At 70.2% G+C, this 21189-nt stretch carries 23 protein-coding genes; 5 read left to right on the plus strand and 18 right to left on the minus strand.

Features of this window, described 5'->3' with window-relative positions; all coding sequences use genetic code 11:
• Nucleotides 1-31: 31 nt before the first annotated feature.
• From IO29_RS15635 to IO29_RS15685, 11 genes are all read right to left on the minus strand, one after another.
• Nucleotides 32-1510 (minus strand): hypothetical protein, encoded by a 1479-nt coding sequence (locus IO29_RS15635; protein ID WP_030380065.1) that lies wholly within the window; start codon nucleotides 1508-1510, stop codon nucleotides 32-34.
• A gap of 2 nt (nucleotides 1511-1512) precedes the next feature.
• Entirely contained in the window at nucleotides 1513-2358 is an 846-nt protein-coding gene (locus IO29_RS15640; protein WP_030380066.1) for a bifunctional DNA primase/polymerase, read from the minus strand.
• 89 nt (nucleotides 2359-2447) lie between these two features.
• Nucleotides 2448-2903, minus strand: a complete 456-nt coding sequence (locus IO29_RS15645; RefSeq protein WP_030380067.1) for a hypothetical protein — start codon at nucleotides 2901-2903, stop codon at nucleotides 2448-2450.
• 15 nt (nucleotides 2904-2918) lie between these two features.
• Complete coding sequence (locus tag IO29_RS15650) at nucleotides 2919-3113, minus strand: hypothetical protein (RefSeq protein WP_030380068.1); 195 nt, start codon at nucleotides 3111-3113, stop codon at nucleotides 2919-2921.
• Entirely contained in the window at nucleotides 3110-3379 is a 270-nt protein-coding gene (locus tag IO29_RS15655) for a hypothetical protein (protein WP_030380069.1), read from the minus strand. Before IO29_RS15655 ends, IO29_RS15650 begins: the two co-directional genes overlap by 4 nt.
• Nucleotides 3380-3520: 141 nt before the next feature.
• Nucleotides 3521-5743 carry a cell division protein FtsK gene (locus IO29_RS15660; RefSeq protein WP_030380070.1) on the minus strand — a complete coding sequence of 741 codons (2223 nt, stop codon included), beginning with the start codon at nucleotides 5741-5743 and terminating at the stop codon, nucleotides 3521-3523.
• 78 nt (nucleotides 5744-5821) lie between these two features.
• A complete protein-coding gene (locus tag IO29_RS15665; protein ID WP_030380071.1) occupies nucleotides 5822-6160 on the minus strand; it encodes an RRQRL motif-containing zinc-binding protein in 339 nt (112 codons plus the stop codon).
• The gene (locus IO29_RS15670) at nucleotides 6157-6768 is read right to left on the minus strand and encodes a GGDEF domain-containing protein (protein WP_030380072.1); all 612 of its coding nucleotides are present in this window, start codon (nucleotides 6766-6768) and stop codon (nucleotides 6157-6159) included. Before IO29_RS15670 ends, IO29_RS15665 begins: the two co-directional genes overlap by 4 nt.
• Nucleotides 6765-7823, minus strand: coding sequence for a conjugal transfer protein (locus IO29_RS15675; protein WP_420705381.1), 1059 nt, complete (start codon nucleotides 7821-7823; stop codon nucleotides 6765-6767). Before IO29_RS15675 ends, IO29_RS15670 begins: the two co-directional genes overlap by 4 nt.
• A 56-nt stretch (nucleotides 7824-7879) precedes the next feature.
• On the minus strand, nucleotides 7880-8329 hold the full coding sequence (locus IO29_RS15680; RefSeq protein WP_030380074.1) for a Pycsar system effector family protein: 450 nt from the start codon (nucleotides 8327-8329) through the stop codon (nucleotides 7880-7882).
• The gene (locus IO29_RS15685) at nucleotides 8326-8595 is read right to left on the minus strand and encodes a DUF6284 family protein (RefSeq protein ID WP_030380075.1); all 270 of its coding nucleotides are present in this window, start codon (nucleotides 8593-8595) and stop codon (nucleotides 8326-8328) included. Before IO29_RS15685 ends, IO29_RS15680 begins: the two co-directional genes overlap by 4 nt.
• Nucleotides 8596-9536: 941 nt before the next feature.
• On the opposite strand from IO29_RS15685, the gene IO29_RS15690 reads away from it, so the two are divergent.
• Both IO29_RS15690 and IO29_RS15695 read left to right on the plus strand, forming a co-directional pair.
• Nucleotides 9537-10325, plus strand: a complete 789-nt coding sequence (locus IO29_RS15690) for a GntR family transcriptional regulator (RefSeq protein WP_030380076.1) — start codon at nucleotides 9537-9539, stop codon at nucleotides 10323-10325.
• Nucleotides 10326-10327: 2 nt separating this feature from the next.
• Nucleotides 10328-11098: a glycosyltransferase family 2 protein gene (locus IO29_RS15695; RefSeq protein WP_030380077.1), complete on the plus strand. Its 771-nt coding sequence runs from the start codon at nucleotides 10328-10330 to the stop codon at nucleotides 11096-11098.
• Here IO29_RS15695 and IO29_RS15700 read toward each other — a convergent pair.
• The 4 genes from IO29_RS15700 to IO29_RS15710 form a co-directional block, all read right to left on the minus strand.
• A complete protein-coding gene (locus IO29_RS15700) occupies nucleotides 11074-11649 on the minus strand; it encodes a hypothetical protein (RefSeq protein ID WP_030380078.1) in 576 nt (191 codons plus the stop codon). The genes IO29_RS15695 and IO29_RS15700 overlap by 25 nt on opposite strands.
• A gap of 37 nt (nucleotides 11650-11686) precedes the next feature.
• The gene (locus tag IO29_RS15705; RefSeq protein ID WP_030380079.1) at nucleotides 11687-12607 is read right to left on the minus strand and encodes an FkbM family methyltransferase; all 921 of its coding nucleotides are present in this window, start codon (nucleotides 12605-12607) and stop codon (nucleotides 11687-11689) included.
• A gap of 72 nt (nucleotides 12608-12679) precedes the next feature.
• Nucleotides 12680-14065 (minus strand): PIN-like domain-containing protein, encoded by a 1386-nt coding sequence (locus IO29_RS38535; RefSeq protein ID WP_158709342.1) that lies wholly within the window; start codon nucleotides 14063-14065, stop codon nucleotides 12680-12682.
• A gap of 462 nt (nucleotides 14066-14527) precedes the next feature.
• The gene (locus IO29_RS15710) at nucleotides 14528-15211 is read right to left on the minus strand and encodes a rhomboid-like protein (protein WP_030380080.1); all 684 of its coding nucleotides are present in this window, start codon (nucleotides 15209-15211) and stop codon (nucleotides 14528-14530) included.
• Nucleotides 15212-15282: 71 nt separating this feature from the next.
• Here IO29_RS15710 and IO29_RS15715 point away from each other — a divergent pair, with 71 nt between their 5' ends.
• Entirely contained in the window at nucleotides 15283-15786 is a 504-nt protein-coding gene (locus tag IO29_RS15715; RefSeq protein WP_030380081.1) for a GNAT family N-acetyltransferase, read from the plus strand.
• A gap of 8 nt (nucleotides 15787-15794) precedes the next feature.
• On the opposite strand, the gene IO29_RS15720 is transcribed toward IO29_RS15715, so the two are convergent.
• A complete protein-coding gene (locus IO29_RS15720) occupies nucleotides 15795-17288 on the minus strand; it encodes an MFS transporter (RefSeq protein ID WP_030380082.1) in 1494 nt (497 codons plus the stop codon).
• Nucleotides 17289-17465: 177 nt separating this feature from the next.
• Here IO29_RS15720 and IO29_RS15725 point away from each other — a divergent pair, with 177 nt between their 5' ends.
• On the plus strand, nucleotides 17466-18137 hold the full coding sequence (locus tag IO29_RS15725) for a pentapeptide repeat-containing protein (protein ID WP_234307532.1): 672 nt from the start codon (nucleotides 17466-17468) through the stop codon (nucleotides 18135-18137).
• 16 nt (nucleotides 18138-18153) lie between these two features.
• Here the strand turns inward: IO29_RS15725 and IO29_RS15730 are convergent, their stop codons facing one another.
• Both IO29_RS15730 and IO29_RS15740 read right to left on the minus strand, forming a co-directional pair.
• Nucleotides 18154-18654 (minus strand): hypothetical protein, encoded by a 501-nt coding sequence (locus IO29_RS15730; protein WP_030380084.1) that lies wholly within the window; start codon nucleotides 18652-18654, stop codon nucleotides 18154-18156.
• A gap of 1238 nt (nucleotides 18655-19892) precedes the next feature.
• Nucleotides 19893-20468 carry a TerD family protein gene (locus IO29_RS15740; protein WP_030380085.1) on the minus strand — a complete coding sequence of 192 codons (576 nt, stop codon included), beginning with the start codon at nucleotides 20466-20468 and terminating at the stop codon, nucleotides 19893-19895.
• A 191-nt stretch (nucleotides 20469-20659) separates the two neighbouring features.
• Between IO29_RS15740 and arfB the strand changes: the two genes are divergently transcribed.
• The gene (arfB, locus tag IO29_RS15745) at nucleotides 20660-21097 is read left to right on the plus strand and encodes an alternative ribosome rescue aminoacyl-tRNA hydrolase ArfB (protein WP_030380086.1); all 438 of its coding nucleotides are present in this window, start codon (nucleotides 20660-20662) and stop codon (nucleotides 21095-21097) included.
• Nucleotides 21098-21189: the final 92 nt, after the last annotated feature.

The raw sequence follows: 21189 nt of genomic DNA on the forward strand, positions 1-21189 counted from the left end.
GCTTGTCCTGTCGGTCTAGGGGGCCGGGCGGTCAGAAGGCCGCTTCCTGCTCGGAGGACGGCGGCGCGGCCGGGCGCGCGATCTCGATGTAGCGAGACGTCTTGGTGCGCCCCCAGTCAATGAGGACGCCGCGGGCCGCGAGGGTGGGCTGTAGGCGCTTGAGACGGTCTGAGAGCACCTTGCCCGTGGTCGGCCAGCCTTTGGGCAAGGGGCGGCATTCCTCGCCGCTGTAGAGGCCCGTGAGGGCGTGCAGCCATTCGGCGGACGTCATCCGTTCCTCGGTACCCGGCTCGATGGCGCCGGCCGCGTGCTTGAGAACCGTCTGTGCCAACAGGTCGCCCTCGATGACGTCGTCATTGAGGTCATCCAGGCTGGCCCGGTAGGCGGCCAGCGCCCCCAGACCGGTGGCGGCGTCGAGCTGCGCGCACAGGTGCGCGAAGTCCGCCATCCGCAGGTCCGTCGGGATGTCCGCCTCAGCCGCGCGCACCTGAACGGTGAGATCCAGGAGCGAGCCGAGGATGACGGGCAGCACCTCGGCGAAGTCGGACCACAACTCCGCCTCCGTGCGCCGCACCCGGGGCCGTTCCAGGCGGAGCGGCAGGAGTCGTTCTGCGAGGTCGGGGCGGATGACGCCGACGTCGATACCTGTGAGCAGCAGGGGGCGGCGGTAGCCGATGCGGAAGACGTCCCCGTCGGTGAACAGCGCCCGCTTGACGTTCTCCGCCCCTGTCACGATGCAGCACATCGCATCCGAGAGTTCCGGGGTCATGTGGGAGAGGTTGTCCAGGGCGGTCACCCATCCGGCCGCTACGGCCGTGATCAGGTTTTCCTCGTCTTTGGGGGCCCGGCGTAGGTCGCCGGTCATGCCCTCGATGATCCGTACGAGCATCCGGCCGCCCGTCGATTTCCCCGCGCCCTGGGGGCCGGTGAGGAACGGCGCCGGCACGGGCACCGTGGGGCCCAGGCAGCCGATGAGCCAGGCGATGGCCAGGCACTCGGTTTCGGCGGTGGCGAAGTTGCACAGCCGCATCAGCAGATCGATGCCCTTGCCGTTCGTGTCCTTGGCGGGCAGGGGCAGTTCCCCGGTGAGCTGGGTGCGCCGCCAGCTCACTTCCTGCGGGTCGGGGGTGCGGATGTCCCACCCTGTGGGGTGGATGCGCACCGACTGCCCGTCGGCGCGTCCGAGGTCCAACCACGTCGCCCCGTCGGATCCGGGGGCCACGCGGATGTGCACGGGCTGCACATCCTCGGTCAGCGCGAGCGCTTCGATCAGGTCGAGTGCTTCCTTCATGGCGGTGCCGTTGAAGACGCCGACGCCGTCGCGGAACAGTCCGACCATGAGTTCCTGGCGGTGGCTTCCGGTGGTGCCCTGGGAGCGGATGGGGCGGGCCACGGGGTGGCCGTTGCGCTGTGCGTAGACGGTGCCGTCGGCGGTGCGGAAGTAGCGGAAGTGGGATTGTGCGTAGTCGGTGATGATCTCGCGTGCCGGGGTCTTGTCGTCGTCGGACATGGTCACAGTCCCAAGGTGGTGCGGGCGTTGTTCCACGCGTCCGCGCAGTGCCGGGCCCTCTCGCCCTTGCTCTGCGCGGCGGTGAACAACCGGGTGACGTGGGTGTCGGTGAGGCAGCCGCACCGGCCGTGCCGGGACAGCACCGCCAGGAACGTCCGGTACACGGTCGCGTGCACTCCGCCGGACGCCTCGGTGATCTGCTGCTCGGCCATGGCGATGCCGCGTTCCAGGTAGGCGGGCGTGCGGTGCGGGCACTCCCCGCCGACGCTCGCGGGCACAGCGGCGGTCGGCGCCGGACGGGCGGGCGGCGGCGTCTTCGCGGCCAGTGCGCGCACGGTGTCCGGCAGGGCAGTCAGGGGGCCGGTTCCGGGTCCGAGGTAGCGGGCGTAGGACATGGACGACTTGATGTCGACGCCGGGGCGCGCGGCGTTGCGGGAGAGCATGACGCCCCGGTAGATCCAGTGCTCACCGCGCGTCGTCTTCACGGTCCGTGTGGCGGGCAAGGTCTGGCGTGCCCAGTCGACGGCGGCCGGGTTGTCCAGGTCCACCACGGTCAGCCCGGCGCCGCCGGGGTGGTAGCCGACGCACACCGCGCGCCGCCACGCCGCCGCCCACGCCGGCGAGCCGATGACGGTCGGGTCGGTGGTGGCGGCGGCCCACGCGTGGCAGACACCGGGGCACCGGCACGGGCCCGGCACCTTCATGTTCGGCCGGCCGCCGCACGCGTTGTCCGCGCAGAGACGGCAGTTGCCGAACGGGACCTTGCCACGGCGCAGAGGCAGCACCGGGACTCCGGACGCCGCGAGGCTCAGTGCCGTGTGCTGCGGATCGGGCATGGGTTGCGTCATGCTGGGGTGTCTCCAGTTCCTTGAGGGGTTCTGGCGGGCAAGGGCGGCCCCGCTTCTTTGGCGAGAGGGAGGGGCCGCCCTTGGCGTAGTCAGCCGTGGAAGTGGTTCCGTTTGATCACGGCCTTGCGGATGTTCACGGTGGTCCCGCTCCGGTGGCCGCCGCCGCTGAACACCTGTACGGCGATCCAGCCGCCGAAGATTACGGCAGCCAGGATGATGAGCTGGCCGATGAACGCGGTGAGTGCGGCGATGAACGAGGTGAGCAGGAACAGTCCGCCGCACACGGCGAGGAACCCGACGCCCCCGAGGGCGAGGTTCACCGCCGCGCGGGAGACGGCCGGCTTGGCGGCGAGCGGTTCCGGCTGAGCCGGTGCCACGGCGTAGCCGGTGACGATGCGGCCGTCCGGCAGGACAACGCTCGCGACGGCCGGGACGGCGCCCGACTGAACGGGAACGACCGGTGCCGGGTGCATGGCCGCCAGGGTGAGCGGGGTGGGGTGGTGGACCACGAGGGACGCGGCGTGGTGGGTGGTGGGTTCATTCACGGCCGGGTGCCTCCTTCAGTTGCCGAGGGCGGACAGGGCGTCGGCGGACGCCTGCACGAGGTTGTGGATGGGCTCGTAGGCGCCGGTGCCGGCGGTGAAGAACCCGAACAGGAACAGCACGAGGGCGGCGCCGCCGCCGGCGGAGCGGGTGCGGACGGCGAAGGCGGAGGCGGCGCCGAACAGCAGCACGGCGGAGATGTTCAGGATCATCGGGACCCTCCTGGGGTGTCGGTGCCGGCGCGGTAGATGCGCGCCCAGCGGTTGTAGAGCCAGCGGCCAGTACGGACGCGCTTGCCGGTGGCCTTGCAGCGGCGGCAGTCCTTGCCGCGCTTGAGGCGGCCCTTGCGGTCAGTGGTGAGCTTGTGGCCCATGCCGTGGCACTTGCGGCAGTTGCCGAACGGCGAGGCCGCACACAGTCCGCCGTAACCGAGCGTGACGGTTATCAGGCAGGCGATAGCAGCGAGGATGGGGGTCATTGGGGGCCCTCCGGGCGGGTTTCCAGGGGTTTTAGCTGGTGGGGTGCTATCCGCTAGATCGCAGATGGGTGCGGGTTTGGGCTGCTAGCGGGGGTGCTACCGGTAGCAGGTGCGGGTGCTACCGGTAGCACCGGTTCGGCCCTACGCGGCGCCCGGCTTTCCGTCACGCTCCGCAATCACCTTGAGGACGTCGGCGCGGACGATGCCGCGCCGGGTGGTGCGGGTGCCGTCCTCGGTGGTGCCGGCCACGTCGCGGGTGCGGATGCCGTGCGGCTTGAGCGCGCTGGTGACGTTCTCGCCCTTCCAGCCGCCGTAGACCTCGGGGCGCAGTTCGGCGAGGCGGGCGGCGATCCGCTCGTTCCACACCCGTTCCTCGCCCTCGGGGACGACGGCGGCGACGTCGGCGAGCAGGTCGTAGGTGGGGCCGGTGACCGCCTCCGGTGCCTCCCCGAGCGCGTAGCCGGACAGCATCCCCGCCTTGTCCCGCACCTTGCGGGCGCGGGCGGCGACGCGTTCGGCGAGGGGCGCGTCAAGGAACGTGCTGGAGACAATGCGGGCGTCGGAGCCCTCGCCCACGAAGTAGTGCAGGCCCTTGTCGCCCCACGCGAACATCGTCGCCCGCACCCCGCGCTTGTAGCTGCTCGTGCCGAGGACCATGTCGTTCTCGGTCTGGCCCATCACCTTCAGGCAGAACCGCGTGCTGGCGTTGGCGCTGATGCCGGTGGGCAGCGACTTGGCGTCCGGGCGCTGCGTGGCGAGCAGCAGCACGATCCCGGTGGCGGGGCCGCGCTTGACCAGGTCGGTGGCGATCTCCTCGAACTCCTTGCCGTACTCGGGGTGTTCGAACATCACCTGGCACTCGTCCACCCCGACGACGATCGGGTGCAGGCCGAGAGAGCGCTTGTCGGCAAGCTGGCTGGTCACCTTGGACTCGGGGCAGATGTCCCGGGGCAGGGAGCGGATCACCTTCGTGCGGCGGCGCAGTTCCTCGCGCAGCGCGCGGAAGTCGGCCAGCGCGTACTTCAGGGTTTCGTCTTCCTCGCCGACGCCGTGGCGGTGGGAGACGGCCTCGCCGACCGGGTCGAGGTCGCCGGTGCCCTTCATGTCGTAGGTGTGCAGCTCCGCGCGCGGGTCGAGAGCGGCGATGAGCAGCAGCAGACGCAGGAGGAACGTCTTGCCCATACGCGGGATGGCGCCGATGATGCCGGCGATGAACATGAGCGTGACCGCGACCCAGCGTCCGCGCTGGTCGGTGCCGTAGGCGACGGGCTTGAACAGGTCGACCGTGCCCGACTTCAGCAGCGGCCACGCGGGCTTGGGCGCCGCCTTCAGGGTCTGGTCCCCGACCCACAGCACCAGGTGCCCGGGGTGCTCCTCGGACTCCGCTTCCGGCCACACACAGCCCAGCGGGCGGCGCAGACCGGAGGCGAGGCGTTCGCGCTTCTCGATGACGTCCGTAACGGTCACGCCGAAGGGGAGGTTGCCCTCCGCGCGCCAGCCGGGGCCGTCGCGGCTGATGGGAGCGGTGAACTCGAACCCGTCCCGGCCCTTGGACTGCGCCTGATTGATCGCCGGAATGCCGATCGCCCCCAGCGCGCGCAGCACGATGTCACTGGTGAGCTTGGTGGCCTTGGGCAGCTCCACCGCGCGGTGGATGACGGGTGCGTCCGCCTTGCGGCCGGCCGCTCCCAGCGCGAGGACCAGGGCGCTGACCGAGACGGCTTGCAGCCAGTCGGGGGCGAGCACGTACAGGGCGAGCGCGAGAGCGAGGCCGACGAACATGCCCAGCACGGCCACCAGGGTCCGCAGCCGTACGCGGCCGTCGCGCTGGCGGGAGAGCTTGAGGTATCCGGCGGCGTCCTCGCGGCGCACCGCGGCGAGGCGAACGGGCTCGCCCTCGCGGTCGGCCATCCACCGCATCGTGCCGCCCACGAAGCGGGCCAGACCGGCAGGGGCCTGCATGGCGAGACGGGCGGCGTAGACCGGGGTGCGCAACGCGTGGTACCCGGTGGCGTGGACGTAGTGCCGGGCCACCCACGCGGAAGCGGTCTTGAGTTCGGCGACCGAGCGCAGCCACAGCGGGACCACGTCCCGCCGCTTGGCACCGGCCAGCCGACCGAGGTAGCCCGGACCGGTCACGGCCGGCGCGGGGCGGTCGACCATAACGGGCGCGGTCGAGTCCTCCGACTCGGCATCGGCGGGGGCCGTCTCGCGGGCGACACGGGCCTTGTGCAGGTCGACCACGCGGGAGTCGAGGTCGCGGAACGCGTCGAGGTCACGGCCGGTGTCGACGACGTGGACGTCGTCGGCCGTCATCTCGGCTTCCAGTCGGTTGAACAGTTCGTCGTCGTCGGGGTGCTTCACTGAGGGTTCCTTCCTGAACAGGGGAGGGACGGGCGGGCCCGGCCGGCGCTGTGAGAGGTGAGCGGCCGGGCCCGCCGCTCATGCGGCGCGCTGTTCCTCGGGGTAGGCGCATGGCACGCAGGTGCCGAGCGAGGCGGGGATGACGTATCCGGCGTCGCGCCGGCACTCGGGGCAGGTGCGGCGGGCGGTGTTTGCGGTGGCGAGCGCGGCCCACTTCGCCGGGGTCATCGGGCGGACCGGCAGCGCCAGGTCGACGCGGTAGAGGTAGGCGACCAGCGGCGCCCGGCGCCGTCGTGGGCGTTCGAGGGTCGCGGCCACGTCCTGCCCGCCGGGCCGAAGCCCGCGTGCCCGCAGCTGGCGCCGGGTGGCCAAGCCGTCCGGCGCCAGGTGCCAGGGGTGGACAGGCAGCGTGTTCATGCCGCGCCGCGCCGGCCGGAGCGGCGCCCGGCAACGGAGGCGAGCAGACGGCCGATCCGGGCCCGGCGCAGTCCGTGCGGGGTGCGCTTGGCCGCGTACATCGCCTCATCCGCCCGCCGCAGCAGGGCGGACAGGTCCTCGCCCGGGTGATCGGATCGGCGTACCCAGCCCAGCGACACCGTGGTGTGCACTTCGGGGGCGCCGTCGATCGGACGGGCGAGGACGCGGGCCAGGGTGGCGAGGCGTTCGGGGGCGTTGTGGTCGCGGTCGACCAGGACGGCGGCGAACTCGTCCCCGCCCAGTCGGCCGACCACGCCGTCACGGCCGACGCCGTGGGCGAGGCGGCCGGCGACGGCGGCGAGCAGGGCGTCACCAGCGGCGTGGCCGTGGGCGTCGTTGACCTGCTTGAACCGGTCGACGTCCGCCAGCACCACCACCGCCCGCTTGTCGCGCAGCAGACGGCGTGCCCGGCGGGTGAAACCCTCCCGCGTCCACAGCCCGGTCAGCGGGTCACGACGCGCGGCATGCAGACGGCGCACCATCCACACGGCGTGGACGGACCACGCGACGGCAGGCAGCGCGGCGGCGGCAACGGCGAGGAGACTCACGCGCTCGCCCCCGCCCGCTCGGCACGCAGGGCGTCACGCAGCTTGCGGGCGTTCACCGGCGACGTGCGGACGGCACGGCGGATACCCTCAGCCGTCACCTTCCCGTCCGGCAGACCAGCCACGGCCGCGCGCGCCTCGCTCAGCAACTCCTCGTAGGTGCGCTTGGAACGGGGCGACTTCGCCGCGTCGGGGACACGGCCGGTTGTCCCACGCGGCCGGGTCGATTCCGCCGGGACGCTCCGCCGCGAGGGTGTCTCGATCGGGGCGGGAGCCGGGGCGGGGATGGCGGGGTACGGCTTGAGGGTGGGAATCGACTTGCCCGCGTCGACCGCGACCGGTTCCGGCACGGTCAGCCGGGCCAGCGTGACCACCGGCGCCGGGGTCGATCCACGCAGGTCAGCCGTAGACCGTTTCCTTGTCGTCTCGGTAGATTCCTCCGCATTCGTGCCCGGAGTCGGATCGAGGGCGGGCACGGTGGCCACGCCGACGAACATCGACGCGAGAGCGGCGTCCGCGCCATCGGTGATCCGATCGCGCTGGACGTCCAGCAGCCTCGATCCCAGCGCCACATCACCGACCCCGACCCTGCGGGCCAGCCGCCACGACTTGCGCTCGGACCACTTCTTGACCCGGTCACTGGGGTGGTGGGCGGCGCGGGCCCGGTGGTAGGCGAGCGCCTGCACCAGGTCGGCGGTGCGCCGCTCGTTCTCCGCGTCGCGGCCGTCGGTGTGGACCACGATCCGCCGGGCCAGGAACGCCATGCCCTCGGCCGAGACGGACATGCCCATAGGGGTCAGGGCGTAGATGATCGTGCGGCCGAGGTCGGGCGCGGCCATCGCACCCATGACGGCGGCCCCCGCCGGCAGCGCCCACAACCCCGCCCGCACGATCCCCGGCGAGGACTGACCCAGCATCGTCAGACCGAGCAGGACCAGCGCGAGGACGGCCGTCGCACCCTCACCGGCGGCGAGCGCCCCCAGCGCGGTACCGGCACCGTAGGCGTGACCGATGTTGCTGTAGGTGCCGATCCCGCCGACCACGCCGGTGGCGAGCATCGGAACGAACGCGGCCGTCAACACCCCGACCTGCACCCGCGACAGCTTGGCGGCACTCACAGCGCACCCCCTGCCGTGATCAGCGCAGCGAGGATGAGCAGGAGTCCGCCGGCGGCGATGAGGTCGACCGCGCGGCGCAGACTGGCGAACTTGGCGACCGCCAGCCGGGACAGCCCGGCAATGTCGGCGGCCATCTCCCGCTGCACCGTCGCCGTGATCTCCTCAGCCGTGAGCTTGGCCCACAGCGGGAAACCGTGCCGACCGGACAGGTTCGGACGGACCGACCGCAGCAGCAGACCAGCCGCGCCGACCAGCAGCGTCAGACCGGCGCCGCCGGTGAGGTAGGCGGCTGTGTTGAGCGGGAGGTCGCGGGCGACCGTCCAGGCGCCGGCGAGGACGGCGCCGACGAACGCCAGCAGCAGCGCCGTTTTCGCGTCCGTCCGTGCGATCTCCGCCTTGACCTCCGCGTGGGCGGCGCTCAGGTTCTTCTCTGTCGCGGTGTTCACGCGGCACCCCCGGCCAGGTTCGTACCGGCCGTGCGGTTGACCAGCGCGACCTGTACGGCCAGCGCCCGGCGCCGGGCCCGGCGGATGCGGCGGTCGTCCAGCTCGCTCGGGGTGCGGTCCAGGGTGGCGATGTGCGCGTCCAACAGGTCGACGTCCGCCAGGATGACGGGCATCTCCTGCTCGATCGCGTCCAGTTCCGCGTCCGTCGGCTCCATGAAGTCGGCGAACGCGGTAACAGCGTCCTGAACAGTAACGATGTCTTTCATTGGGTCGTGGTTCCTCTCGCAAGGTGGCAACGGCCCGAACCGCACCCCCGGAGTAGCCGCTCCGGGGGTGCTCGCCGTTGTGGTGGGCCCCTGCCGCATGTGCGACAGGGAGCGGAGTGCCCCGGCCGGGAGTCGAACCCGGCCTGCGACCATCGGGGCGGTAGAAGCGGCGGCTGTTCAGGCCGCGTGCGGGTGCGGACGGGGTGGACGAACGGGCAGCGGCGGTTTGGTGCGTTCGTGCTCGGTGCTGGCCATCAACGACCACCCCGAGCCCGGGCGTTGTCCTCGCTGCGCTTGTTCGCCTCAGCGGCCTTACGGGCGAGTTCCGCCCGCTCCGCGTCTGTCAGACTCGTGACCACAGGTGCCTCCTATGCAGGTGCCTGTACGCGGTCCTCGGGGTGCCACCCGGGGGCCGCTCCTGTTGTGGAGCGGTACTTCCGGCTCCCCGCGCTCCCACCCGTACGGCCCCACGCTCAAAGCGAGGTCCGGACAGGTGGGAGAGGCAGCCGGCCGCAGCGTCAGCGCTGCGAAACCAGAGGCGGACCGAAGTGCTGTACAGGCGCCGCCGGCTGGTCCATCACGGCGACGCCCGAAGTTGTCGTTGGTGCATGAGGTCTCCCGTTGGTCGAAGGGGCACGAAAAAGCACTGCAAGGGGGACCACGTCCCCACCCTCCGGCCGTTGCTCGCGGTCACCGGGCCACCTCGCCAGTACGGGCCGAAGCCCTGTTCCACCTGGCCTTTAGCGGAGTTGCAGCGTCCCCGCCCTCTGCCGTTCGCTCGCCTTCTCGTGCCGCAAGGGCACAGGAATAGCAAGACCTCAACTCCTGTTGAGGAGAAGTCCTCTTTAGGAGTCGGCCACGACTATGGCCTGTGTCGCAGTCAGTCGTCAAGACCTCATGAGGACTTAGGCTGTGGGGGCTACGAAGTGAGGAGAGATCGCATGGCGAAGCGGTACGAGAAGATCGCGGACGAACTGCGCGAAGAGATCCGAAGCGGGCGGCCGGCCCCTGGGGAACGGCTGCCCGCGGAAACCGCGCTCGCGGAGAAGTACCGGGTGAGCGTGCCGACGATGCGGCAGGCGATGAGCGTGCTTCAGGCCGAAGGGCTTGTTGAGCGCGTCCATGGCCGCGGCACCTTCGTGCGCAAGGAGCGGACCCGCAACCTGCGGTCGAACGAGCGACACCAGTGGGAGAAGGACCGCGCTCGCAACCCCTTGGAGGAGCGTGCCGAGACGGGATCGACGGAGCACGACACCGGTCTCACCCTCTCCGACCTCGTCTTTCATGCGGAGTACGCCGAGATCGCGGCGGACGACGAACTAGCCAGCGTCTTCGGCGTCGAGGCAGGGACGAGGCTGCTCGAACGGCGTTACCGGACGCGGCAGCGGGATGAAGACGCGCCCTTCTCGCTCATCTCCTCATATCTCGTGCACGAGATGATTGCGCCGAACCCGGAGCTTCTGGACGCCGGCAAGGAGCCTTGGCCGGGCGGTACCCAGAACCAGCTCTATACCGTCGGCATCGAACTTGGCTCCATCGAGGAGCAGGTCACTGCCCGGCCGCCTACGGTCGAAGAAGCCGAGGAACTGGCAGTCTCTCCGGGTGTCTCCGTCATCGTTCTCCGCAAGACGTCGAGAGCGACAGACGGCCGAGTTGTGGAGTACTCGCGGGTCATTCTCCCCGGTGACCGGACCGAACTGACCTTTGTGACCCCCCTGCGGAAGTGGTGAAGGTGGCTCCCACACAGACGATCTCCGTCCTTACGGCGGTGCACGCTCCCGGCGCGCACTACCTCCCGGACGCGTACAAGTCCCTGCTCGCACAGGAGCTTCCGCCCGGGTGGGGATGGGAGTGGATCGTGCAGGAGGACGGCGAGAGCACAGACGTCGAGCCGCACGTGCCGGACGATGCCCGGGTGTCGTTCGGGCAGGGCCGTTCGGGACGAGCCGCGATGGCGCGCATGCTTGGCCTGGCCCGTGCGCGCGGCGAGATCGTGAAGGTGCTGGACGCCGACGACCAGCTGCCGCCCGGCACGCTCGCGCGAGACATTGACGCTCTCCAGCGGCGACCGGATGTCGGTTGGGCCACGTCCCGCGTGCTCGACCTGCTTCCGGACGGCAGCACGGTGGGATTCGAGGGGGACCCGCCCGAGGGGGAACTGGCCCGGGGCAGCGTCCTCGAGTACTGGCAGACGCACGACTTCCGCGCCCCTGTGCATCCCGCGACCTTGGCTGTGCGCAGTGACTTGCTGCTGTCGCTCGGAGGCTGGATGGCTCTTCCGGCGAGCGAGGACACCGGATTGCTCCTCGCGCTCAGTGCTGTGAGCACGGGATGGTTCCACGCGGAAACCGGACTCTTCTACCGGAAGTGGCCCGGCCAGGTCACGAGCGACGCCGCACATACCGCGCCGGCCGAACGGGAGGCCCGAATGGCAGTGATTCAGGCGCGAGCCGAGGCGTTGGCGGCCACGAACTGGTCTTACTCCCCGGCGGCGGGCGGCTGACTCTCCCGTCGGCTCTCCGGAAGAATCAGAGCGCGGGCCGAGTGGTCCGCGCTCTGGAATGTGCCCAACACCCCCAGGTCTGCGCGCGCGGCCTCGTGGAACGCGTTGATGGCACGGAACGCCTCACGATTGAGGTCTCGCCACTCCGACAGCGGCCCCTCCGTCGTCCCGCGGGCTCGCCAGTCCACCGCTTTCGTTGCGGTGTTCACCGCGTGCGCGGCCTCAATCACGTCCTCGTGCGCAAGGAGCATGACCCGCTCGAAAGCCCGACTCCGCGCGGCCTCCGCATCCGTCAGGTCCTCCGTGAGGCGGTCGTTCGGGCGGATCGGCTGGGCGAGACCGGTACGTGCTTCGTAGAGTGCCACGGCGCTGTAAATGCACGTACGCACGGCGTCGACATACTGCGCGTACGTCTCCAGCTTCCGTTCGTCCCAACGGGTGAGCAGGACGTGCCGGACACGCTGCCGCTCCAACAGGTGGTTCGTGAGGTGCGTCGTCAACGCACCGATCACGACGGCTGCGATTGTGACGACCTGCCCGACAAGGTCCACCCCGGCTCCCCCTGTGTCCGCGACCGCGGACATGATCTCAGGGCAGGCGGTCGGCATCCACCCGGGAGAAGACGAGATCCGATTCCCCGGTCACGTCGCCCTCCAGGCGCGGCAATGGGGACAGCGGCGCGTGTATCGCGGCCGGGTAGGAGGCCGGTGAGTAGTCGTTCGCGAGGCGGTACGGATGGAAGCCGGCGGACGCGAAGGTGCTCAGCAACTCAGCGGCCGAGTCCCCCAGCTCTGCCATCCGGGACGGCGTGACTTCCACGGTGATCTCAGCGTCGGGCCGGAGCCGGCCGAGTAGGGGAGCGAGGCCCCGCACGGCCTTCCCTTCTGCGCCTTCCACGTCAATCTTGATGACGCGGGCCCGCTGAACCTCGTCGTCGGACAGCAACTGATGCAACGGCGAGGCGGGCACCTCGTACCGGGCCTCAATCGGGCCCTCGTACGGGACGATGCTGTTCGCCCCCATGTTGGCGGAACTGGCGAGCACGAGACTGAGCGTCTCCTCGCGGTCGGACACGGCCTGATTGGCCACGCGTACGTTCCCCGCGCCGTTCAGCCGCAGGTTCTCCCGCAGTAGCTCCGCGAAGGGCGGTGACGCCTCAACCGCGACGACACCGCCGCTCGGTCCGACCAACCGCGCCCCGAGCACGGAGTAGTACCCCACGTTCGCCCCTACGTCTACGAACACGTCTCCGGGCTTGAGACGGCTACTCAACCAGCCCGTGAGGTTCGGCTCCCACACGCCGAACACGTAGATGTACCGCTGAATGAGGTCCCGCGTATCGACGTTGAACCGCGCCCCAAAGCGAGTACGGCACTGCCGACGCCTGGCCGCTTCCCGCAATGAGTTGTTTAGATGGGCGCCGACGATGCGCGGCTTGGCTACGGTGCCGGGGGCGTATCGGACGTAGGCCCGCGTCACGGCCAGAGGAAAAATAGTAAAACTCGCCATAGTGATCTCCTGCGGCTGCTGAAGACGGGCGCAGCAAGGCTGGGGCCCAGTTGCCGAGCAGACCGCTATCGATTATTGGGGTACTTGGGACGATGCCTCAATGAATTGCTTGATCTGCAACCTCAAAGTTTCCTGACTTTCAGGGGTGTCAACGTTTGATTCGCGGATCCTTACCCACGATGCTAGCGTTTTTGATTCGCGCGTCGATTCCGTGAGGTACTGCAGTGCCGCAGGTGAAAGTGGCGTATTTGACACGATCAGTACTGCCTGTAGGTCGTGTCTCTCAATCATCTCTGGGAGGTACTGAATGTCATCATCTTCGACATTTTCGATGTATCTCTTCACCTCAAGTCCGATTTTTATTCTCGGATGTATGAAAGTGATGTCCGGGATGGGTGTCCGTGCCCCCATGTGAATCTGTTTGTCAAGACTCAGTGTCTGCGCCTCGGGGAAAAGCTGACGAAGAATCAGCTCAATTGTGCGGTTATAAAAGCGGGGATGGTGATCTCGCTCGTTCTCTGTCGTTTGCAGATCGCTTACAGATCTTTTGTCTACCCGCATGTCGAATATTTCGTTGGCGTGTGCGAGTAGTTGACTAGGAGTGATCATATATAGTTGGGAGCCGGCTCTCTTGCGGAGCTCAACTGTTAGCTCAGGCCGAGGGCGTGCTGGTGCATGGTTAGACCCGGGGTGCCACCAGTCGGCCTTCACGTCACCGGTTACCAATAGTACGTCGCTCCTGCGTTTCTCTGCTTCATCGAGAAGCTGAGCCCAGACCAGGTAATCGCCAGCAGCCTGTTTTGCGGGCTTGTCTTTGAAATCTTCATACCCTGGCGGTACGTGTCTGGCTGCTCGGGCTTCAGCCTCGCGAATCGCAGCCTTCAGTGCTTCGTCTGAGAACGGATCTCCGATTCGCCCACGCAACAATCCATCAAGTTCAAGAAGCACTGGATCGGTCTGTGTGGACGAAGCTCCCTTCAAGGCATCTCGTACTGCCTGTGCTTGGATGAAAGACTTCAGCTCGGTTACTGCCTTATTGATCGAGGCCCTGCTGCGACGCTGGCGTTCTATGGCGTTGGCGTCGCTGGACAGGTGGACGTCTCTGAGCCATCGATCCAACGCGTCCCCCATAGAGCGGTGTGCTTTGTCTAGTGCCGCACACGTGTCTCGCGCTTTTGTGCGATGGTGCCCTCGTACGGAAGGGAGGTCGCGATTTCGCCAGAATTCAGAAAGGACTTGATGTGGTATCCATAGGCGATCGCGAAGTCTCCTCAGGACGAGCAGGGTATCTCTCCTAGTGCGTTCGTTACTCCGGTACAAGTTCAGTAGGACGTTGGTGTCTAGCACCACAATTCCGGAATCAAAAAGGTTCTCATAATCCTCACGGAGTGGGGTCCTGTAGGCGTCATCACAATCGAAGATTCCCCGTGAGGATAATTGGTTGGCGGTCTTAGTCATGTCTTGATTTTCGGCGGTCAATGTTGCTCCCCTGTCTCAGTGACGATGCGTTCGACGTATCGTGTGCACAGAGAAGTTTGGCACGCTTGCTTTCCTGGTGTCCGGGGATTCCGGACGAGTGCGGAAGCAGGCTGGGGCGTACGGGCGACGAGACTTGGCGGTACGGCGCGGCGTGGCGCGCGGGGGTAGCTGACGCCACGCTCCCGATGGCAAGGCTTGGAGATGTGTGTCCCGCATGGCGGCGATGGTCTCAATCCTGGTCTCAACGTCCTGCGGTTCCGCACCCGTCCGTTGCCGTCCAGTGAAGTCCACGAAGGGGCCTGAGCAGGCGCGGAGCGCGGTTGGTGACTGCCCCCGGACACCCCCGGACCAAGATCGGACAACTTGTAATGCGTAGGTCGTCGGTTCGAATCCGACAGGGGGCTCGGTCGCACAGCAGTGGAGCGGATGCGAGGGCCCGGGTCAGTCGATCCGGGCCTTTCGCGTGGGCGTCGTCGTGCGGGTGCGGGGGTGGGTCAGGGGGCGGCAGGCCAGGCCGATCAGGACCGAGGTGAGGTGGCCGAGGTCGGTGACCGTGCGGCCGGTGGCCAGGGGGACGGCGAACGCGGTGAGCAGGACGGCGGCGTAGGCGTACCGCCAGGGGCGCGGCACGCGGTACGTGAGGACGCCCAGGACGCCGGCGAGCGCGTAGCTGACGCCCGTGTCGAGGGTGTCGACGGCGGAGTGCGGGGCCGCGCCGAGGTGTATCGCCCACAGCAGGGCGCCCTCGCTGACGAGCGTGGCCAGGACGTGCGCCAGGGCGCACACGGTGAGCCAGCGCGGGGTGCCGAGCCAGTGCTCGGCGCGGGCGTGGAAGAGCGTGTAGAGGGCGGCGTACGGGAGCCAGTGGCCGTCGCCGGTCCACAGGGCGCTGGAGAGCAGCACGCGCAGGGGGTGCTCGGAGAGCTCGTGGAGGTTGGTGGAGCGGTGCCGCAGGAACTCGTGTGCGAACCCGGGGGACATGCGGTGCAGCGCGACGGTGGTCCCGAAGAGGGCGAGCAGCCACAGATACGTGCCGGGGGCGCGCCGTATGTACGTCCACAGGCGGGCGCCGCACCTGCGCGGCGCGCTCCACGCGCGCGTGGCCGTCGTCGCACGCTCACCCATGACCTCAAGGGTCGCAGGGGGGCCGGTGGACCGCAGTGGGGCGTGCGCGGACCATGTGTGACACTGCCCGGGTGATCCGTACCGCGACCCCCGACGACATCCCCGTGCTGCACGCGATGATCCGCGAGCTGGCCGAGTACGAGAAGGCGGCCGACCAGGCGCGGGCGACCGAGGAGCAGCTGCGTGAGGCGCTCTTCGGGGAGCGCCCGGCGGCCTTCGCGCACCTCGCGGAGGCCGGCGGCGAGCCGGTCGGGTTCGCGCTGTGGTTCCTGAACTTCTCCACCTGGCGCGGTGTCCACGGCATCTACCTGGAGGACCTGTTCGTACGCCCGCACGCGCGCGGGGGCGGGCACGGCAGGGCGCTGCTGACCGAGCTGGCCCGGATCTGCGTGGCGCGCGGCTACGAGCGCCTGGAGTGGGCCGTACTGAACTGGAACGCCCCCTCGATCGCGTTCTACGAGGCGCTGGGCGCCCGTCCGCAGGACGAGTGGACGACGTTCCGGCTGACGGACGGGGCGCTGGCGGCGCTCGGCGGGACGGACAGCGGGAGGACGGGCGCCGGGGCGGCGGACTGACTCGCGGGTCAGCGGACCGACTCGGGGACCGGGGTCTCGGCGGGGGTGGTGTGCTTGGGCGCCCGGGCGGTGACCATGAGGCCGGCGACCACGGCGGCCAGCAGGAACACGGCCGCCGCCCACCACAGGGCGGTCGTGTAGCCGTGCACGACGCCCTCGCGGACGACCAGGTTCCGGCGGGCCGGGCCGGTCAGGTGGGCCGCGATGTACGCACTCGCGCTGCTCGTCGCGATCGTGTTGAGCAGGGCGGTGCCGATGGAGCCGCCGACCTGCTGCGAGGTGTTGACGGTGGCCGAGGTGACGCCCGAGTCGCGGGCGGCGACCCCGGCGGTGGCGGTGGAGAAGACCGGCATGAACGTCAGCCCCATGCCGAGGCCCATCAGCAGCAGCGGGGCCAGGATCTCGGTGGTGTACGAGGAGTGCACGGTCATCCGGGTGAGGATCACCATGGCGATCGCCGACAGGAGCATGCCCGGCACCATGAGGGCGCGCGGCGGCACGTGGTGCAGCAGCCGGGCGGAGATCTGCGTCGAGCCCACGATGATCGCCACGGTGAGCGGCAGGAAGGCGAGGCCCGCGCGGACCGGCGAGTAGCCGAGGATGACCTGGAGGTAGTAGGTCATGAACAGGAACATGCCGAACATGCCGATGACGGCCAGGGCCATGGTCAGGAAGCAGCCGGCCCGGTCGCGGTCGCGGATGATGTGCAGCGGCAGCAGCGGGTCGGGGGCCCTGGTCTGCCACCACACGAACGTGGCGAGCAGCGCGGCGGCCACCGCGAACAGGGCGAGCACGAACGGGTCGGTCCAGCCGCGTGGCTGGGCCTCGCTGAAGCCGTAGACGAGGGCGACGAGGCCGCCGCAGCCGAGCAGGACGCCGGGCACGTCGAGGCGGGCGTCGCCGCGGCGCGGACGGTCGTGCAGAAGGGCGAGCCCGCCGAGGACGGCGACGGCGGCGATCGGGATGTTGACGTACAGGCACCAGCGCCAGTTCAGGTACTCGGTGAGCAACCCGCCCGCGATGAAGCCGATCGCCGAGCCGCTGCCGGCCAGGGCGCCGTAGATGCCGAAGGCCTTTCCGCGTTCCCTGGGATCGGAGAACGTGGTGGTGAGCAGGCTGAGCGCGGACGGGGCGAGGACGGCGGCGAAGACGCCTTGCAGGGCGCGGGCGCCGAACAGCATGCCGGAGCCGGACGCGGCGCCGCCGAGCGCGGAGGCGACGGCGAAGCCGGCCAGGCCGACGAGGAAGGTGCGTTTGCGGCCGACGAGGTCGGCGATCCGTCCGCCGAGCAGCAGCAGACCGCCGAAGGCCAGCGTGTAGGCGGTGATCACCCACTGCCGGTTGGCGTCGGACATGTGCAGGGCGTGCTGCGCGGAGGGCAGGGCGATGTTCACGATCGTCGCGTCCAGAACCACCATCAGCTGGGCCAGCGCGATGATCACGAGGACCCACCAGCGGCGGGGATCGGTCTCCGTTGATTCGCCCATTCGGGTGGCACTCATGGGGTTCAGAACATCACGAATACGGTCATATCGCATCTCCGCTGGTGGGTCCGGCCCGGCTGGGGGCCGGGGCGTTGTCAGTGGGGTGGTGCAGCATGAGGGCGTGGTGGACGAGGGCGCGGTGAGGGCGGCGGCGGGAGTGTCGGACGCGGTACGAGTGCGGGGAGGTGAGAGCCGGTGAAGAAGGCGCGGGTGGTCGCGGCGGCGCGGCGGCCGGAGGTGCGGCTGCCTCCGCTGGAGCCGTACGGGGGCGGGCCGCTGGAACCGGAGGGGGACTACGACGGGCTGGAGTTCGCGGACGCCGACCTGGCCGCGCAGGACGGCAGGGGCTCCCGGTTCATGGACTGCGCGCTGACGGGCTGCGCCCTGGACGAGACGCGGCTGGCGCACGCGCGGGTGTACGACAGCCGGCTGACCGGCATACGCGGGGTGGGGACGAACCTGGCGGACGCCACCCTGCGGGACGTGGAGCTGGTGGACGCGCGGCTGGGCGGGACGCAGCTGCACGGGGCGGTACTGGAGCGGGTGCTGATACGCGGCGGCAAGATCGACTACCTGAACCTGCGGGCGGCCCGGCTCCGGGACGTCGTCTTCGAGGGCTGTGTCCTGGTCGAGCCGGACTTCGCGGGGGCGCGGCTGGAGCGGGTCGAGTTCGTGGACTGCGTGCTGAAGGAGGCGGACTTCGGCGCGGCGCAGTTGAAGGACGTCGACCTGCGCCGGGCGGCCGAGCTGGGCATCGCCCGGGGGGTGGAGCGGCTGGCGGGAGCCGTGATCAGCCCGGCCCAGCTGATGGATCTGGCGCCGGTACTCGCGGCGGAACTGGGGGTGAAGGTGGCGGCGGTGGACTGAGGCGGGAGGTGGGCCGTCAGGCGACGCGGGGGAAGCGGGCCTCCAGGGTCCAGATCGCCGGGTTGTCGCGGAGCGGCTCGTGCAGGTCGGTCAGGTCGGCGAGCAGGTCGTGCAGGAAGTCGCGGGCCTCGCGGCGCAGTTCGGTGAACTGGAAGGTGAGCGGGTCCTCGTCGCCGGGCATCCAGTCGGCCTCGATGTCCACCCAGCCGAAGCGGCGCTCGAAGAGCATGCGGTCGGTGGACTCGGTGAAGTCGATCTCGGCCTGCTGCCGGCGGGCGGACCGGCTGCCGAGGGGGTCCCGGTCGAGATGCTCGACGATGTCGCACAGGGCCCAGGCGAAGTCGAGCACGGGCACCCATCCCCAGGCTGTGGACACCTCCCGGTCCGACCGGGTGTCGGCGAGATAGACGTCACCACAGAAGAGATCGTGCCGCAGGGCATGGACGTCGGCGCGGCGGTAGTCCATCTGCGGCGGATCCGGAAAACGGGTGGAAAGGGCGTAGCCGATGTCGAGCACGGCCTGATGGTGTCACGGCACGACGGGGGGCCGTTGGTGGGGGAGGCGGCCGGGGCTGGGGGCGCGGCCGGTCCCGTCCCGGCCGGCGGCGACCGGATCTCGGCCGTCGCCGGCTGGACCTCCCGGCCGCCGGCGCGCGCGACGCGGCCCGCACGGCGGAGCCGTAGCCTGCGGCGGGACTTCCCGGCACGAGGGCCGTCTGCGCCGCGCGGCGGCGGCCGTCGTCGGCTGGGCCTCCCGGCCGTCGGCGCGCGCGGCTACGGTCCCGCACGGCGGAGCCGTAGCTGCGGCGGAGCTTCCCGGCACGAGGGCCGTCTGCGCCGCGCGGCGGAGGCCCTCGGCGGCGGGGCCTGGACGCCCCCACGCACGGTGGAGCTTCCGCCTGTGGGCGGACGTCCGCGTGCGACCGGACCTTCGGGCGGTGGAGGCTGCCGCCGTCGGCCGGGGCCGGGCGCCGCTCGCGGCAGAACCGGCGCCTGGTGGACGCGCGGCTGGGCGGGACGCAGCTGCACGGGGTGGGACTTCCGCGCGGGGGAGACGGCCGGCCGTCAGCGACCGGATCTGTCCGGATACGGCCGTCACGGCCGTCACGGCCGTCACCGGTCGTATCCGGACGCCTCCTGCGCCCGGCGGAGTTTCCCGCCGGGGTGCCCCGTCCGGGGCGGAACCCTCGTTCGGCGGAGTTCCTTCGTGCGGCGGGACTTCCGGGCGCGACAGGGCCCACGCCCGGGAGATGCGGCTGCCGTCGGTTGTCACCGGACGCCTCCTGCGTCCGGCGGGGTTCCCCGTCGGGGGGGACCCCGTTCGGCGGTGCTCCTTCGTGTGGCGGGGCTTCCGGGCGCGATGGGACCCACGCCCGGGAGATGCGGCTGCCACCGGCCGCCGCCACCGGCCGCATCCGAACGCGCCCCCGTGCGCGGGGCCGCCCCGGAGCTGCCTCCGGGGCCGATCACGCCGTGCCTCGGACGCCCCCGTGCGCGAGGCGGCCGCCCGCAGGGTGCTGGTCAAGCAGGCCCCGGACTGCGGACGCCCCCGTGCGCGAGGCGGCCGCCCCGGGGGAGCGGGCGACGTTGGCCCGGGTTGAGGCCGGACGCCCCGGCGCGAGGCGGCCCCTCGCGAGGGCGCGCCTCCGCGCGAGGCGCGTACCGCGCACCCGCGCGCGGCGAAGCCCCCGCGGTGACGGCTCGGTGCGGCGGGGGCTTCGGGGTGGTGCGGTGGGGCTTCGGCGGTGGTGGAGGTCAGACGTTGACGCCGAAGTCCTGGGCGATGCCGGTCAGGCCCGAGGCGTAGCCCTGGCCGACCGCGCGGAACTTCCACTCCGCGCCGTTGCGGTACAGCTCGCCGAAGACCATGGCCGTCTCCGTGGCCGCGTCCTCCGACAGGTCGTAGCGGGCGATCTCCGCGCCGCCGGCCTGGTTGACGATGCGGATGTACGCGTTGCGGACCTGCCCGAAGTTCTGCGAGCGGGACTCGGCGTCGTAGATGGAGACGGGGAAGACGATCTTGTCGACGTCGGCCGGGAGCCCCGCCAGGTTGACGTTGATCGCCTCGTCGTCGCCGGCGCCCTCGCCCGTGCGGTTGTCGCCGGTGTGGACGATGGTCTGGTCCGGCGTCTGCTTGTTGTTGAAGAAGACGAAGTGCTGGTCGGAGTAGACCTTGCCCTGGGGGTTGACCGCGATGGCGGAGGCGTCGAGGTCGAAGTCCGTGCCGGTGGTGGTGCGGACGTCCCAGCCGAGGCCCACGGTGACGGCGGTCAGGCCCGGAGCCTCCTTGGTGAGCGAGACGTTGCCACCCTTGGACAGGCTTACAGCCATTGTTGGGAGTCCCTTCGCTTGGTTCGTTCCCATACGTGTGGGCCGCGGTGCGGCTAACCCATTGAACGCGGTGGGGGGCCCGGATGGTTCCGGGCGCTTTACCTTTTTTACCCGAGAGGGGGGCGCGCCCGAGAGGTCGGGTGGCCGGGGCCCCGAAAACCTGGTGACGTACCCCCGCCCCGACCGGGAACATGGAGGGCATGTCCGGTCCCTATGTCGTGCGTGGTTCCGTCGTGCTGCCCGAGAGCGAGCTCGTGTGGAGGTTCTCGCGATCCTCGGGGCCCGGTGGGCAGCACGTCAACACCACCGACACCCAGGTCGAGGTGCGGTTCGACGTGGCCCGGACCGAGGCGCTGCCCGAGGTGTGGAAGCGGCGTGCGCTGGAGCGGCTGGCCGGGCGGCTGGTCGACGGGGTGCTCAGCGTGCGCGCCTCCGAGCACCGTTCGCAATGGCGCAATCGCGAGGCGGCCGCCGTGCGTCTCGCCTCGCTGCTCGCCGAGGCGACCGCGCCCCCGCCCAAGCCGCGCAGAGCGACGCGGATTCCGCGCGGAATCAACGAACGACGGCTGCGCGAGAAGAAGCAGCGTGCCGAGACCAAGCGGGGGCGTTCCGGCCGCGGCTGGCAGTGAATTACCGCACCCCGTCCGTGAATTCACCGGGTGCGAATGCAACGCCCCCCGGTCGTCGGGTGCGAATGCAACGCTCCCCTGTCGCCGGGTGT

It is taken from the genome of Streptomyces sp. NRRL F-6676 (genome assembly GCF_000725625.1).
GTDB lineage: Bacteria > Actinomycetota > Actinomycetes > Streptomycetales > Streptomycetaceae > Streptomyces.